Below are 14,961 nucleotides of genomic sequence, written 5' to 3' on the forward strand. Positions count from 1 at the left end.
TTCCCGCTACAAATTAAGATGCATCGTCGCCAAACCAACAGATATTACGCGCTGCCATGATGAGTTCACCTGCTTTCTCATCATTCAGACCTTCGATATCCGTGAGGTCATCGATACCCTGCTCTGCGAGATCTTCAAGGGTACAAATACCACGGGAAGCCAGGGTGAATGCCAGTGTGCGGTCCATGCCTTCAAGGTTTAACAAATCATCCGCCGGTGTGGTACCTGACTGGCTCTCTTTCTGTGCCAGTTCGAGCGTTGTTAAAGCGGCTTTTGCACGTTCGCGCAGGACTTCAACGGTTTCCTCTTCGAGGCCGTCGATTTCCAGAAGTTCGCTGACCGGCACATACGCCAGTTCTTCCAGTGTGGAGAAACCTTCTTCCACTAATAAGGTTGCGAAATCTTCATCGATGTCGAGATGCTTAACAAAAGTTTCAATGGAAGCGTGTGCTTCCGCCTGGTGTTTCGCGTTAAGTTCCTCCGCGGTCATGACGTTCAGTTCCCATTTGTCATCACCACGATGTTTTTTCAGCAGTTGTGCAGCGAGACGCACATTCTGGCCGTTACGGCCAATGGCCTGTGCAAGGTTGCTGCTTTCCACAGCAACGTCCATTGTGCATTTGTCTTCATCGACAACAATGGATGCAACATCTGCCGGAGCCATTGCATTAATCACGAATTGCGCCGGGTTGTCATCCCACAACACGATATCAATCCGCTCGCCGCCCAGCTCACCGGAAACGGCCTGAACGCGGGCGCCGCGCATTCCCACACATGCCCCGACAGGGTCGATGCGTTTGTCATTGGTCTTCACCGCGATTTTCGCACGGGAACCGGGATCACGGGCAGCCGCTTTAATTTCAATAATCTCTTCGCCGATTTCCGGCACTTCGATTTTAAATAATTCGACCAGCATTTCCGGACGGGAACGGGTCACAAATAATTGTGCCCCACGGGCTTCCGGACGAACATCATACAGAACTCCGCGGATACGGTCACCCGGACGGAAATTCTCACGCGGCAGCATATCTTCGCGCATAATGACTGCTTCCGCATTATTCCCCAGATCGAGGGTAATGTTTTCGCGGTTCACTTTTTTCACCACACCGGTGATGATTTCGCCCTGCTGCTCGCGGAACTGATCAACCACCATCGCACGCTCAGCTTCGCGTACTTTCTGTACGATAACCTGTTTTGCGGTCTGAGTGGTGATACGGTCGAAGGTGACAGATTCAATCTGATCTTCGATATATTCGCCTAACTGAATGCCCGGCGTTTCATAATCAGCCGCTTCCAGTGTGATTTCACGGGTCGGCTGAGTGACTTCTTCTACCACCATCCAGCGGCGGAAGGTATCAAAATCACCGGATTTACGGTCGATTTCCACACGAACATCAATTTCCTGTTCGTATTTTTTCTTAGTGGCGGTTGCCAGCGCAGTTTCCAGAGCCTCAAAAATTTTCTCACGAGGAAGCGATTTTTCGTTAGAAACTGCCTCAACAACAGCCAGAATTTCTTTATTCATCCTAGTTGCCTCTTTTGAACTTTATATTAAAAGTGGGGTACCAGGTTAGCTTTCTGGATGTTGCCAAGTGCGAACACTTCGTCTTTGCCATCCACTGTAACCGTGATCATTTCACCGTCGACGGCTTTGATAATACCCTGCCATCTGCGACGGTTCTGCATTGCGATTCGTAAAGTCAGTGAGACTTCCTCACCGGTAAACCGCTGATAATGTTCAGCCGTAAATAACGGACGCTCCATACCCGGAGACGAAACCTCAAGGTTATAAACGGTTGTAATAGGATCTTCAACATCAAGAACGGCACTGACCTGGTGGCTCACGTCCGCGCAATCATCAACAGTGATACCCTCTTCACTATCAATAAAAATACGCAGTGTTGACACGCGGCCGCGGATAAACTCCACGCCGACAAGCTCAAAACCGAGTGCTTCGACAGGTGCAGTGACCATCTCTGTTAATTTCTGCTCTAATGTGGACAAGACCACCCCCGGGACATAAAAAAAGGGCATAACGCCCAGTATCTCTGTTGACTGATAACAAAAAACCCCGAAATTTCGGGGCTTTATGCAACTGGACCCTGTGTACATCACACTTCTTAATCTTTTTTCCAAATCAGGGATAACGTAAGAGTTGTTGATACAATCAACATTGGAAAAAACGATTTGTTATAAGAAGTGGTTGCGGGAGCCGGATTTGAACCGACGACCTTCGGGTTATGAGCCCGACGAGCTACCATGCTGCTCCATCCCGCGTTCGAAACGTGAAAAATTCTACGCTGATCACCTGCAAAACGCAAGTGTGAAACTAAATGGTGCCGAGGACGGGACTTGAACCCGTACGCCCGTTTTGTAGGCACTACCACCTCAAGGTAGCGTGTATACCAATTTCACCACCTCGGCACTGAACTGCTCTTTTTTACGGAACTGACTGATGGTGTGTATCAATCCCGTTTAAAACTTTTACTTCAGACTTGCAACAATCAGCGCGGAATATCGCTGTTAGGAGCTGCTGGTGCTGCGGGAACATCTGTTTTCTGTTCTGTCTGCACCGGCTGAGCGAGATTATCAAACTTGCTGCCTGTACCGGTTTTATTGCTGGTCATGTTGCCCAGAACCAAACTCAGTACAAAAAACAGTGTTGCTAAAATGCCTGTGGTACGGGTCATGAAGTTACCTGAACCCGAAGAACCAAACAGTGTTGCAGACGCGCCTGCACCGAACGAAGCACCCATGTCCGCACCTTTCCCCTGCTGCATTAAGATCATGCCTACTAAGGCAATCGCAACAAGTAAGAAAACGACTAAGAGAGCTGTATACATAAACGTGTACCTATTCCTCGTACGGTATACCGACTGATTCGGTATCAATCTGCACACTCACAGATAAACCTAATTACCTTGCTGAGCGGGTCAGAATACTAACCAAACAAACGCGCACGCGCAAGTCTATTTTAAGCCAGGCGCACCGGTTGCGGAAAAAAACAACAATAAGGGGCGGATTCTGACAGAGCCGGGGGGAAACCGCAATAATTTTTTCCGGCTCTGTCATTCACATCATAAATAATTATACGCGTTTCACCGCGTCTGCAATGCGGTTTGCCATTGCAGTGACCTGCGCTTCATCTTCCCCTTCCACCATCACACGGATCAGCGGTTCGGTACCGGATTTACGCAGCAGCACACGGCCTTTGCCGTTCAGCTCTTTTTCCACTTCCTGTGCCACGCGGGTGACTTCCTCGCTTGTCAGCGGGTCGTGCTGACCGGCAAAGCGGACATTCACCAGCACCTGCGGCAGCAGTTTCATGCCGCTGCACAGGTCGTGCAGGCTCATGTTGTTGCGCACCATCGCACTCAGCACCTGAAGACCCGCCACAATGCCGTCACCGGTGGTTGTTTTGTCCAGCAGGATGATGTGACCGGAGTTTTCCGCACCCAGACGCCAGCCTTTTTCCTGGAGTTTTTCGAGCACGTAACGGTCGCCGACTTTCGCGCGCTCAAACGGAATACCCAGCTGTTTCAGTGCCAGCTCCAGCCCCATGTTACTCATCAGTGTGCCGACAGCACCACCGCGCAGTTGTCCCTGGCGCAGTGCTTCGCGGGCAATGATAAACAGGATCTGGTCACCGTCCACTTTTTCACCCAGGTGATCCACCATGATCAGGCGGTCGCCGTCACCGTCAAATGCCAGGCCGACATCTGCGCCTTCAGCCAGAACACGTTCCTGTAACTGACGGACATCCGTTGCACCGCATTTTTCGTTAATGTTGATACCGTTCGGATCACAGCCGATAGCAATCACTTCCGCACCCAGTTCACTTAATACGTTCGGTGCGATGTGATAGGTTGCGCCGTGTGCGCAGTCGATCACCATTTTCAGCCCGTTCAGGCTCTGCTCGTTCGGGAATGTCCCTTTACAGAATTCGATGTAACGGCCGGCAGCATCCACAATACGGTTTGCACGGCCCAGTTCGGCGGATTCCACACAGGTCAGTGGTTTTTCCATCTCGGCTTCAATCGCTTCTTCCACGTGATCAGGCAGCTTGGTGCCGTCGATGGAGAAGAATTTGATGCCATTGTCATAATACGGGTTATGAGAGGCGGAAATAACAATACCGGCCTCAGCACGGAAAGTACGGGTCAGATAAGCGACCGCCGGTGTCGGCATCGGGCCGGTAAATGAGGCGGATAACCCTGCGGCGGCAAGACCGGCTTCCAGTGCGGATTCCAGCATATAGCCGGAAATACGGGTATCTTTACCGATAATAATTTTACGTGAGCCGTGACGTGCCAGCACTTTCCCGGCTGCCCAGCCCAGTTTGAGCACAAAATCAGGGGTAATCGGGCTGTCACCCACTTTTCCGCGGATGCCATCAGTACCAAAGTATTTGCGATCACTCATTGTCGTTTGTTTCCTTCGCTAAACGGGTTGCTTCCACCACTTTCATGGCCTGGACAGTTTCTTTCACATCATGAACACGGATAATCTGCGCACCTTTCATCGCGGCAATCACTGCACAGGCCACGCTGCCGGCAACCCGTTCATCCGGGGGAATATCCATCAGCTGGCCAATCATAGATTTTCGTGACATTCCGGCGAGAACCGGTAATCCCAGGTTATGAAACAGGTCTAATTTATCCAATAACTGATAATTATGCGCCAGTGTTTTTCCGAAACCGAAGCCCGGATCGAGAATTATGTGATTTTTTTCAATTCCGGCCGCCACACAACGTGCCACCTGCGCTTCAAGATACGTATACACCTCGCGTACCACATTCTGATAGTGCGGTGCCTGCTGCATGGTACGCGGTTCTCCCTGCATATGCATCACACAAACCGGCAGGCCGCTCTGTGCCGCTGCCTGTAATGCCCCCGGCTCACTGAATGAGCGGATATCATTGAGAATATGAGCCCCTGCATTTGCGGCTTCGCGGATCACCAGCGCTTTTGAGGTATCCACTGAAATCCAGACATCCGACTCACGGGCAATCGCTGCCACAACCGGGATAACCCGCTCCGCTTCCTGCTCAGGGCTGACTTCTGCTGCTCCGGGACGGGTGGATTCACCGCCGATATCAATAATCGTCGCGCCTTCCGCAATCATTTTCCGGGCATGTTCCAGTGCTTTGGCGGGGGTGTTGTGTGTACCGCCGTCTGAGAATGAATCCGGGGTCACATTGAGGATCCCCATCACCTGCGGCGTTGCCAGCGAAAGTGTCTGACCGCGTGCGGTAAGTTTCATAATCCGGCCTTCTTACTGTTTATTATTTCAATCGTGAGGTGATTGTAATGCCTGACTCCTGCGGGATAAAGATATAAAAAAACCCGGCAGATTTTCCGCCGGGTTTTTCATATTACTGCTTCATACAACTGAATGATGAATTATGACTGCTTGTTGTCGTCTTCAGACGGCGCAGCATTGTTGTCATCTGATGATTCAGGTGCTTCCTGAACCGGAACCTGGTTACTGCTTTCCGGCGGACGGGTATCCGCTTTCGGCTTGTCACCTTCCCAGCCCGCAGGTTCACGGACCGGCACACGGTTCATCAGATCATCAATCTGTGGTGCATCAATGGTTTCATATTTCATTAATGCATCTTTCATGGTGTGCAGGATATCCAGGTTATCCATCAGGATCTGACGCGCACGTTTGTAGTTGCGCTCAATAATCCCGCGGATTTCCTCATCGATAGTCCGGGCAGTTTCATCAGACATGTGCTGTGCTTTTGACACAGAACGGCCTAAGAACACTTCACCGTCTTCATCCGCATACAGTAACGGCCCCAGTTTTTCAGAGAAGCCCCACTGCGTCACCATGTTACGGGCAATGTTAGTTGCCACTTTGATGTCGTTGGATGCGCCTGTGGACACATTTTCCGGCCCGTAGATAATCTCTTCCGCCAGACGGCCGCCATACAGGGTGGAGATCTGACTTTCAAGTTTCTGACGGCTGGCGCTGATCTGATCCCCTTCCGGTAAGAAGAAGGTCACACCCAGTGCACGTCCGCGCGGAATAATGGTCACTTTGTGTACCGGGTCATGCTCCGGCACCAGACGACCGATGATAGCGTGACCGGCTTCATGGTAGGCAGTCGAGGCTTTCTGCTCTTCTGTCATCACCATAGAGCGGCGTTCCGCACCCATCATGATTTTATCTTTTGCTTTTTCGAACTCGACCATGGTCACAACGCGTTTATTACCGCGTGCCGCAAACAGCGCAGCTTCGTTCACCAGGTTGGCGAGATCCGCACCGGAGAAGCCCGGTGTACCACGTGCCAGCACAGACGGTTCAACGTCCGGCGATAACGGCACACGGCGCATATGCACTTTCAGGATTTGCTCACGTCCGCGCACATCCGGCAGACCGACCACGACCTGACGGTCGAAACGGCCCGGACGCAGTAACGCAGGGTCAAGCACATCCGGACGGTTGGTTGCCGCGATAACGATAATACCTTCGTTACCTTCGAAACCATCCATCTCAACCAGCATCTGGTTCAGTGTCTGCTCACGTTCATCGTGACCACCGCCCAGACCCGCACCACGCTGACGGCCGACGGCGTCGATTTCATCGATAAAGATGATACATGGCGCTGCTTTCTTCGCCTGTTCGAACATATCACGGACACGGGACGCACCCACACCCACGAACATTTCGACGAAGTCAGAACCGGAAATGGTGAAGAACGGTACTTTCGCCTCACCGGCAATCGCTTTTGCCAGCAACGTTTTACCGGTACCCGGAGGCCCCACCATCAGAATACCTTTCGGAATTTTACCGCCGAGTTTCTGGAAGCGGCTCGGCTCACGCAGATACTCCACCAGCTCACCAACTTCTTCTTTGGCCTCATCACAACCGGCCACATCCGCAAAGGTGGTTTTGATCTGATCTTCGGTCAGCATGCGTGCCTTACTTTTACCGAAGGACATCGCACCTTTACCGCCGCCGCCCTGCATCTGGCGCATGAAGAAGATCCAGACACCGATTAACAGCAGCATCGGGAACCAGGAAATGAAAATGGTTGTCAGGATACCCGGCTCTTCCGGTGGTTCACCGACCACAGTGACGTTTTTGTTCAGCATGGTGTTAAGCAGCTGATTGTCCTGCATCGGCAGGTACGTCGTGTATTTGGAGCCGTCTTTTTTACTGACGTTAAGATCACGATTGGAAATACGGACTTCGCGCACCTGATCCTGTGCTAACTCAGTGATGAAGGTAGAGTAGTCCACCTTACGACTGTTTGAATCGCCTGGGCCAAAACTCTGGAACAACGACATCAGCACTACCGCGATGACCAGCCAGAGAATTAGGTTTTTCGCCATGTCACTCAAGGGATTAACCTCTTATTACATCTGTGTTAACAAATAACGCACAGGGTACTACACTTTCCACCCTGTCGCTACAATGTATACTTCACGCGATCGGGCCCGCGAAGCATCGGGTTTACGGATTTTCACTTTCGTGAACAGGGAACGAACCTCCCGGAGGTACTCGTCAAAGCCATCTCCCTGAAAGACTTTAACAATAAAACTGCCCCCCGGTGCCAGAACAGAACGGCACATATCAAGTGCCAGCTCAACCAGATACATCGCGCGCGGAATATCAACAGCCGGAGTTCCGCTCATATTTGGTGCCATGTCTGACATAACAACCTGGACTTTTTTATCTCCCACGCGCCCCAGCAGAGCTTTCAGCACGTTTTCGTCACGGAAATCGCCCTGAAGGAAATCCACGCCGACGATGGGATCCATCGGTAACAGGTCACAGGCAATAACGCGCCCGGACTGACCGATGTGATTAACAGCATATTGTGACCAGCCGCCGGGTGCAGCACCCAGATCCACAATAGTCATGCCCGGTCTGAAAATATTATCGCCCTGCTGAATTTCTTCGAGCTTAAACCAGGCACGAGAGCGAAGCCCCTTTTTTTGCGCCATCTGAACATATTTATCACTAAAATGTTCCTGTAACCAGCGCCCGGAGCTTGCTGAACGTTTTTTATTGGCCATTGTGTTTTCCGACTAACCTGTTATTTCTGACTCAGTTTTTTCGCATAACCGGACGAAAAGTCCCGTTACCGCAGACAGTACTCCTCACCTAATGATGGTGATAAGCATGATATGGCGGTAGAATACACCGTTTTCAATAGTTATTAAGCAAAAAAAACGATGAACCTCACTAAAAAACAAGTCCAGCACCTGAAAGCACTCGCTCATCATCTGAACCCGGTTGTCATGATTGGCAACAACGGTCTGACTGAAGGCGTACTCGCAGAAACTGAAGTGGCTCTTACACATCATGAGCTTATCAAAGTTAAAATCGCGGGCGAAGACCGTGAAATGAAAACCTTGATTGCAGATGCGATTGTGCGTGAAACCGGTGCTTACAATGTGCAGATTATCGGTAAAATTCTGGTGCTCTACCGTCCGTCGGAAGCCCGGAAGATCATTTTACCTAAATGATAATTGCATATTTATAAAAAAATGCCACCGGCAGATGATTTCTGACGATATCGTCCGGCCGGTGGCATTCCTTTCAGATTTTCTTCATATCCGGGCCGCCTCAGTGCTCTGCCACCCGAATGTAAAGTTCAGTAAAAACGCCTTTCACTGCATTTTTCTGATGAAATATCCGTATTGTGCTGTTTTTTTACGACGCAGCTTACAGGTATTCCACATTGATGACTTCATACTCAACTTCACCGCCCGGTGTCTGGATGACAACCACGTCGTCAACCTCTTTACCGATAAGGCCGCGGGCAATCGGAGAGTTCACTGACAGCAGGTTTGATTTGATATCAGCCTCATCATCACCCACGATGCGGTAAGTCTGCTCTTCATCCGTTGCGACGTTAAAAACGGTAACAGTCGCACCGAAAATAATCCGGCCATTGTTGGTCATTTTGGTGACATCAATCACCTGCGCATTGGAGAGCTTGGCTTCGATCTCCTGAATACGGCCTTCACAGAAACCCTGCTGCTCACGGGCGGCGTGATATTCTGCGTTTTCTTTCAGATCGCCGTGCTCGCGGGCTTCCGCGATATCAGCGATAATTTTCGGACGGCGCTCATTTTTGAGAAATTCTAATTCTTCACGCAGTTGGTCTGCGCCGCGTACCGTCATAGGGATTTGTTTCATTCTCTACCTCTGAATCATTCCTAAGTAATAGTCATATCATCCTGATTAAACGATAACAGTACCTTATGCGCCATGTGTGGCACACTACTATTAAGTAAAACCGTGTAAATCTGCGCTGATACGGCCATCGCACTGCGGATGCTGTCAGCGCGGTTGACGCGTTATCCGCGCGGGCTGAACTGAGATCCTGTCCCGGTATTCTATCCCGGAGCGCAATGCGGGTCATCGTTTACTTTTACCGGTCCGTGGCTTTAGTATAACGGGCTCTCACCCCCGATTGTGATGGATAGGTCGCTCAATGAATGTTTTTACCCGGCTCGCATATGCGATGGGATTGTCAGTATTACTGGCTGCAGGTGCAGCAGCCACCCCGGTCGAACAATATACCCAATATCTGCCCGCCGGTACAAACCTGGCGATGATTGCGCAGCGGGTGGGCGATTCTCAGCCAATCGTGGAATATCAGGGGCAGCAGATGGCGCTGCCCGCCAGTACCCAGAAAGTGGTGACGGCACTTGCCGCCCTGTTACAGCTGGGGCCGGATTTCCGTTTTACCACCAGTCTGGAAACCAAAGGACATGTTGAGGGCACTACCCTGAAAGGGGATTTAATCACCCGTTTTACCGGTGATCCGACCCTCACCCGCCAGCAGATCCGCAATATGGTCAATGAACTGCGTAAAGCCGGGGTACAGGCCATCGACGGTGATCTGGTGATCGATATCTCTGCCTTTGCCAGTCATGACAAAGCGCCGGGCTGGGTGTGGAATGATTTAACCCAGTGCTTCAGTGCCCCGCCGGGTGCTGCAATCATCGACCGTAACTGCTTTTCAGTGACGCTGTACCCGGGGGAAAAACCCGGCGATACCGCCTATATCCGCACCTCGGAGTATTATCCGGTCAATATGTTCAGTGAGGTCAAAACCCTCGAACGCGGCTCTGCCGAAGGGCGTTTCTGTGAGCTGGATGTGGTGCCGGGTGAACTGAACCGCTATACCATCACCGGCTGTATGAATCAGCGCAGCGAACCGCTGCCGCTGGCATTCGGTGTCCAGAACGGCGCAAGCTACGCCGGGGCGATCGTCAAAAATGAACTGATCCATGCAGGGATCACCCTGAGCGGCAATGTCCGCCGTCAGACCCACCCGGAACAGCCGGGCACCGTACTGATACAAACACAATCCGCTCCGCTGCATGCTCTGCTGACCAAAATGCTGAAAAAATCCGACAATATGATTGCCGATGAAGTTTTCCGCACCATCGGCCGCAGCTATTACGGCGTGCCGGGCACCTGGCGTTCCGGCCAGCAGGCCGTCCGTCAGGTACTGAAAGAAAAAGCCGGTATTGATATGGGCAATACCGTAATGGTGGATGGCTCCGGATTGTCCCGTCACAATCTGATCACCCCGGCAACCATGATGGAAGTGCTGCAATTTATAGCCAAACATGATGATCAGCTGCAGTTTATCAAAATGCTGCCGCTCTCCGGCTATGACGGCACACTGCAATACCGCGGCGGTCTGACAGAAGCGGGCGTTAACGGCAAGCTCTCCGCCAAAACCGGTTCATTACAGGGCGTGTATAACCTGGCCGGATTCCTCACCACCGCCAGCGGACAGCGCATTGCGTTCGTGCAGTTTATTTCCGCTTATGCCGTCCCGCCTGCCGAGCAGCGCAGCCGCCGTGTGCCGCTGGTCCGCTTTGAAGGGCATTTATATAAAGATTTATACCGTAATTACTGAGTTGCTGAAAAACTAACGGCAATAAAAAACCCGGCGTATTCACCGGGTTTTTCTTTGCTCAGGATTCTGACGATTATTTCTGCCAGATGAACTCGACACCTTCTTCGTCGTCTTCATCCCAGTCGTCGTCCCAGTCATCATCGTCTTCTGCCTGCTCAAGCTGCTCTTTGTGGTAATCGTCCCACATAAAGTCCACTTTCGCGTCCGCAGCCGGTACTTCGGCCACTGCTTCGCGGGCATGGGTGTTGAGGAATTCCATCAGATCCCAGCACAGTGCTTTCACGCCTTCGTGATTAACCGCAGAGATCATATAGAATTTATCTTCCCAGCCGAGTGCATCCGCGATCGCCTGAGAACGGGCTTTCGCTTCTTCAGGATCAATCAGATCGACTTTGTTGAAGACCAGCCAGCGCGGCTTCTCTGCCAGCTTCTCACTGTATTTTTCCAGTTCGCCGACAATGATCTTCGCATTTTCCACCGGATCACTTTCATCCACCGGGCAGATGTCGATCAGGTGCAGCAGCACGCGGCAGCGTTCCAGATGTTTCAGGAAACGGATCCCCAGACCGGCACCGTCAGATGCGCCTTCGATCAGTCCCGGGATATCCGCGACCACGAAGCTCTGTGAGTTATCCATCCGCACCACACCCAGGCTCGGTACCAGTGTGGTGAACGGATAGTCCGCCACTTTTGGTTTTGCCGCAGAGACAGAACGGATAAAGGTGGATTTACCGGCATTCGGCATCCCCAGCATCCCGACGTCAGCCAGCAGCATCAGTTCCATCATGAGTTCGCGGGTTTCGCCCGGGGTACCCATGGTGCGCTGACGCGGTGCACGGTTAACGGATGATTTAAAGCGTGCGTTACCCAGGCCGTGAAATCCGCCCTTGGCAACCATGTGACGCTGTCCGTGCTGCAACATGTCCGCCAGTACCTCATTGGTGGTCATATCGCGCACACGGGTGCCTACAGGCACGTTAATCGTGATATCGTTGCCCCGTTTACCGGTACAGTCACGACTCTGGCCGTTTTGACCCCGCTCAGCGCGGAATGATTTTTCAAAACGGTAATCAATCAGGGTATTGAGGTTTTCATCGGCCTGGAGGTATACATCACCGCCATCGCCGCCGTCTCCGCCGTCTGGTCCGCCTTTCGGAATATATTTTTCGCGACGGAAGCTCACGCATCCGTTGCCGCCATCTCCTGCCACAACCAGGATTTTAGCTTCATCTACAAATTTCATTACTTTTCTCCGTAACGTTGCCGTGTCCGGACTACCGGTTCAGTATGACCCGGGATGACGTTTTACGCATATAAAAAGCCCTGCAAAAGGTTTGCAGGGCTTTCGGACTCGGTTAAGACGTGAAAAACTTATTCAGCTTCGATGCTGATGAATTTACGGTTTTTCGGGCCTTTAACTTCGAATTTGACTTTTCCGTCAGCTAACGCGAACAGAGTGTGGTCGCGACCGCAACCTACGTTGCTGCCTGCGTGGAATTTAGTACCACGCTGACGAACGATGATGCTGCCTGCTAATACAGCTTCACCACCGAAACGTTTTACACCCAGACGTTTTGCTTCAGAATCGCGACCGTTTCGAGTCGAGCCGCCAGCCTTTTTGTGTGCCATTGATCTGCTCTCCTATTAACTTAAGCGATACCGGTAATTTTAACATCAGTGAACCACTGACGGTGGCCCTGCTGTTTCCGGCTGTGTTTACGACGACGGAACTTAACGATTTTAATTTTATCGCCGCGACCGTGTGTAACCACTTCAGCTTTAATTTTAACACCTTCAACGACTGGAGCGCCGATCTTGATGTCTTCACCATTTGCAACCATCAGAACCTGGTCAAACTCAACAGTTTCACCTGTTGCGATGTCCAGCTTTTCCAAGCGAACGATTTGACCTTCGCTGACCCGGTGTTGTTTACCACCACTTTGGAAAACCGCGTACATATTAACTCCGCTTTCCGCACACCCCATAAAATTTGATTCTCAGAGTGCACTATAAAATTATTCACAATAGGGCGCGGATTTTACGCAAAAACGCTGCAAATGACAAGTGCTGAAAACGATCTAATGGTAAAAAAACGTCACTTTACAGATAGCCGTTTATTTGCAGCTTTTTTACAGTACAATCATAAAATATAAAAAAACGCTGCTATCATAAACCATTACCTTTGATCGGGATGTCAAAAACAAGGTTAAAGCAAGTCATATGAACTCAGAACAAATAATCGCGCTGACTGCGGATGATATGACCGCAGTCAATCAAAAGATTCAAAAACAGCTGACCTCGGACGTATCGCTTATCAACCAGCTGGGTTACTACATTATCAGCGGCGGCGGGAAACGGATCCGCCCGATGATCGCTGTACTGACCGGCCGGGCTCTGGGCTATGACGGCGACAAACATATTCAGGTGGCGGCTCTGATCGAATTTATTCATACCGCCACCCTGCTGCACGACGATGTGGTGGATGAATCCGACATGCGCCGCGGCAAACAGACAGCCAACGAAGTGTTCGGCAATGCCGCCAGTGTGCTGGTCGGGGATTTTATCTACACACGATCCTTTCAGATGATGACGGATCTGGATTCCATGCGTGTGCTGAAACTGATGTCAGAAGCGACAAACGTGATCGCGGAAGGAGAAGTGCTGCAGCTGATGAACTGCAACGATCCGGATATCAGCGAAGCGGATTACATGCAGGTTATCTACAGCAAAACTGCCCGCCTGTTTGAGGCTGCCTCACAATCTGCGGCAATTCTGGCCGGTGCCACACCGGAACAGGAAAAGGCCCTTCAGGATTACGGCCGCTTTCTCGGTACCGCGTTTCAGCTGATCGATGATGTTCTGGATTATGATGCGGATAACGCGACACTCGGCAAAAATACCGGGGATGATCTCGACGAAGGCAAACCGACGCTCCCGCTGCTCCACGCCATGCACAACGGTAATGCGGAAGAATCCGCGCTGATCCGTCAGGCGATTGAACAGGGTAACGGACGTCACCTGCTGGAGCAGGTTCTTGCAACCATGAAGCGCTGCGGATCTCTGGCTTACACCTATGCCCGCGCCGAAGAAGAAGCGGACAAAGCTATCGCAGCCCTGTCCGCACTGCCGGACTCACAGTACAAAGATGCACTGGCCGGCCTGGCCCATATCGCAGTCCGCCGCTCAGCCTGATCATTGCATGAGAAAACGGGATCTTCACAGATCCCGTTTTTTTATTCCGGTTTTTCGTCCGGCTCCCGGCTGCCCGGAAGCTCCTGTGCATCAAGATGCTGGATCAGTTTAGCCAGCCCTTCCCGCAGAATGAACGTGACAATTTTCTCCCGTTCCTCTCTGGTCAGCTGATAATAGGCTTCCACCCAGATCAGAAACGCATCCTGCCGTTTCGCCTGATAGCTCGCGCTGTTATCACATGCATGCAGGATCGCCTGAACTTCATCCGGCAGACTATCGATACTGTATTCGACTGCTTTTCCCTGCACGCCGCGCTTGCGCCGCTGATGCCAGCCTTCCCGTCTCGCCATCAGGTTGACACCTTGAGGAGATGATGGCAAGCCCGCCAAACCAACCAATTCCTTCGCGGAATACCATTCTTTTTTCATCTTTTCTCCTGCAACCCATTTTCAGCAAAAAATCGGCAATTTCCGTGCTTAAACTGCGTGAATTTGCCGGGCACTTTCCTAAAAATGACAAATGCTTTAGCTACACTGAATTTTTCAACAGCTTCCGGATTCATTCCGATTTTCACGAGAATATTTTACAAACGCAAGGATAAAACATCATCTTTTTGTGAATAATCGGCATATTTTATTACAATAACGGTAAACACTGACTACAATGACCACCGGGCAGAAAATGAGATCCGACTCAGTGCTGCTGCTGGCGTATCACGCCTGATAACAGGTAAAAACCGCTTTTGTTTCATCAACAAACTCCTTATGTTAAGTAAGTAAATATGCTTACTTCATTCATTCCTTTGTGTTACCTGCCCATTTTCATTCTGTTTCTTAATTCTGTAACAGATGTCTCTTATAAACATCTG

General features: G+C 51.1%; 15 protein-coding genes and 2 tRNA genes. 3 read left to right on the forward strand and 14 right to left on the reverse strand.

The features are described 5' to 3' along the window. Window positions 1-13 precede the first annotated feature (13 nt). The 9 genes from nusA to rlmE all read right to left on the reverse strand — a co-directional run bounded on the left by nusA (window position 14) and on the right by rlmE (window position 8,031). Complete coding sequence (gene nusA / locus GN208_RS09535; RefSeq protein WP_004234558.1) at window positions 14-1,525, reverse strand: transcription termination factor NusA; 1,512 nt, start codon at window positions 1,523-1,525, stop codon at window positions 14-16. Between the two features lie 26 nt (window positions 1,526-1,551). Further along, a complete protein-coding gene (gene rimP, locus GN208_RS09540) occupies window positions 1,552-2,004 on the reverse strand; it encodes a ribosome maturation factor RimP (RefSeq protein ID WP_004241392.1) in 453 nt (150 codons plus the stop codon). 196 nt (window positions 2,005-2,200) lie between these two features. After that, window positions 2,201-2,277, reverse strand: a tRNA-Met gene (locus tag GN208_RS09545). Between the two features lie 57 nt (window positions 2,278-2,334). Beyond that, window positions 2,335-2,424, reverse strand: a tRNA-Leu gene (locus GN208_RS09550). Between the two features lie 80 nt (window positions 2,425-2,504). Further along, entirely contained in the window at window positions 2,505-2,843 is a 339-nt protein-coding gene (gene secG, locus GN208_RS09555) for a preprotein translocase subunit SecG (RefSeq protein WP_015422312.1), read from the reverse strand. 244 nt (window positions 2,844-3,087) lie between these two features. Then, complete coding sequence (gene glmM / locus GN208_RS09560; RefSeq protein WP_004234551.1) at window positions 3,088-4,422, reverse strand: phosphoglucosamine mutase; 1,335 nt, start codon at window positions 4,420-4,422, stop codon at window positions 3,088-3,090. After that, entirely contained in the window at window positions 4,415-5,263 is an 849-nt protein-coding gene (folP, locus tag GN208_RS09565) for a dihydropteroate synthase (RefSeq protein ID WP_004234549.1), read from the reverse strand. The genes glmM and folP overlap by 8 nt, the downstream gene beginning before the upstream one ends. 140 nt (window positions 5,264-5,403) lie before the next feature. Further along, complete coding sequence (gene ftsH / locus GN208_RS09570) at window positions 5,404-7,353, reverse strand: ATP-dependent zinc metalloprotease FtsH (protein WP_004234548.1); 1,950 nt, start codon at window positions 7,351-7,353, stop codon at window positions 5,404-5,406. Between the two features lie 48 nt (window positions 7,354-7,401). Continuing rightward, window positions 7,402-8,031: a 23S rRNA (uridine(2552)-2'-O)-methyltransferase RlmE gene (gene rlmE, locus GN208_RS09575; RefSeq protein WP_004234546.1), complete on the reverse strand. Its 630-nt coding sequence runs from the start codon at window positions 8,029-8,031 to the stop codon at window positions 7,402-7,404. 159 nt (window positions 8,032-8,190) lie between these two features. On the opposite strand from rlmE, the gene yhbY reads away from it, so the two are divergent. After that, complete coding sequence (gene yhbY / locus GN208_RS09580) at window positions 8,191-8,484, forward strand: ribosome assembly RNA-binding protein YhbY (RefSeq protein WP_004234544.1); 294 nt, start codon at window positions 8,191-8,193, stop codon at window positions 8,482-8,484. 199 nt (window positions 8,485-8,683) lie between these two features. Here yhbY and greA read toward each other — a convergent pair whose 3' ends face one another. Beyond that, complete coding sequence (gene greA / locus GN208_RS09585) at window positions 8,684-9,160, reverse strand: transcription elongation factor GreA (protein ID WP_015422313.1); 477 nt, start codon at window positions 9,158-9,160, stop codon at window positions 8,684-8,686. A gap of 328 nt (window positions 9,161-9,488) precedes the next feature. Between greA and dacB the strand changes: the two genes are divergently transcribed. Continuing rightward, window positions 9,489-10,901 (forward strand): serine-type D-Ala-D-Ala carboxypeptidase, encoded by a 1,413-nt coding sequence (gene dacB / locus GN208_RS09590; protein ID WP_170927037.1) that lies wholly within the window; start codon window positions 9,489-9,491, stop codon window positions 10,899-10,901. Window positions 10,902-10,974: 73 nt separating this feature from the next. Here the strand turns inward: dacB and cgtA are convergent, their stop codons facing one another. From cgtA to rplU, 3 genes are all read right to left on the reverse strand, one after another. Continuing rightward, a complete protein-coding gene (gene cgtA, locus GN208_RS09595; protein WP_004234535.1) occupies window positions 10,975-12,144 on the reverse strand; it encodes an Obg family GTPase CgtA in 1,170 nt (389 codons plus the stop codon). Window positions 12,145-12,272: 128 nt separating this feature from the next. Further along, window positions 12,273-12,530: a 50S ribosomal protein L27 gene (gene rpmA, locus GN208_RS09600; protein ID WP_004241388.1), complete on the reverse strand. Its 258-nt coding sequence runs from the start codon at window positions 12,528-12,530 to the stop codon at window positions 12,273-12,275. Between the two features lie 20 nt (window positions 12,531-12,550). Then, entirely contained in the window at window positions 12,551-12,859 is a 309-nt protein-coding gene (gene rplU, locus GN208_RS09605; RefSeq protein ID WP_004241383.1) for a 50S ribosomal protein L21, read from the reverse strand. Window positions 12,860-13,121: 262 nt separating this feature from the next. Between rplU and ispB the strand changes: the two genes are divergently transcribed. Next, on the forward strand, window positions 13,122-14,093 hold the full coding sequence (ispB, locus tag GN208_RS09610) for an octaprenyl diphosphate synthase (protein ID WP_004234531.1): 972 nt from the start codon (window positions 13,122-13,124) through the stop codon (window positions 14,091-14,093). Window positions 14,094-14,134: 41 nt separating this feature from the next. Here ispB and GN208_RS09615 read toward each other — a convergent pair whose 3' ends face one another. Further along, window positions 14,135-14,521 (reverse strand): DNA-binding protein, encoded by a 387-nt coding sequence (locus GN208_RS09615; RefSeq protein WP_004241382.1) that lies wholly within the window; start codon window positions 14,519-14,521, stop codon window positions 14,135-14,137. Window positions 14,522-14,961: the final 440 nt, after the last annotated feature.

Source organism: Morganella sp. HSTU-ASny43 (assembly GCF_022819185.1).
Lineage (GTDB): Bacteria > Pseudomonadota > Gammaproteobacteria > Enterobacterales > Enterobacteriaceae > Morganella > Morganella morganii.

What these genes read in the sequence shown, in the direction of transcription:
- folP (WP_004234549.1), bottom strand. Translation starts at nt 5,263, where the DNA reads ATGAAACTTACCGCACGCGGTCAGACACTTTCGCTGGCAACGCCGCAG.
- rpmA (WP_004241388.1), bottom strand. Translation starts at nt 12,530, where the DNA reads ATGGCACACAAAAAGGCTGGCGGCTCGACTCGAAACGGTCGCGATTCT.
- nusA (WP_004234558.1), bottom strand. Translation starts at nt 1,525, where the DNA reads ATGAATAAAGAAATTCTGGCTGTTGTTGAGGCAGTTTCTAACGAAAAA.
- yhbY (WP_004234544.1), top strand. Translation starts at nt 8,191, where the DNA reads ATGAACCTCACTAAAAAACAAGTCCAGCACCTGAAAGCACTCGCTCAT.
- rplU (WP_004241383.1), bottom strand. Translation starts at nt 12,859, where the DNA reads ATGTACGCGGTTTTCCAAAGTGGTGGTAAACAACACCGGGTCAGCGAA.
- GN208_RS09615 (WP_004241382.1), bottom strand. Translation starts at nt 14,521, where the DNA reads ATGAAAAAAGAATGGTATTCCGCGAAGGAATTGGTTGGTTTGGCGGGC.
- greA (WP_015422313.1), bottom strand. Translation starts at nt 9,160, where the DNA reads ATGAAACAAATCCCTATGACGGTACGCGGCGCAGACCAACTGCGTGAA.
- rlmE (WP_004234546.1), bottom strand. Translation starts at nt 8,031, where the DNA reads ATGGCCAATAAAAAACGTTCAGCAAGCTCCGGGCGCTGGTTACAGGAA.
- ispB (WP_004234531.1), top strand. Translation starts at nt 13,122, where the DNA reads ATGAACTCAGAACAAATAATCGCGCTGACTGCGGATGATATGACCGCA.
- glmM (WP_004234551.1), bottom strand. Translation starts at nt 4,422, where the DNA reads ATGAGTGATCGCAAATACTTTGGTACTGATGGCATCCGCGGAAAAGTG.
- cgtA (WP_004234535.1), bottom strand. Translation starts at nt 12,144, where the DNA reads ATGAAATTTGTAGATGAAGCTAAAATCCTGGTTGTGGCAGGAGATGGC.
- secG (WP_015422312.1), bottom strand. Translation starts at nt 2,843, where the DNA reads ATGTATACAGCTCTCTTAGTCGTTTTCTTACTTGTTGCGATTGCCTTA.
- dacB (WP_170927037.1), top strand. Translation starts at nt 9,489, where the DNA reads ATGGGATTGTCAGTATTACTGGCTGCAGGTGCAGCAGCCACCCCGGTC.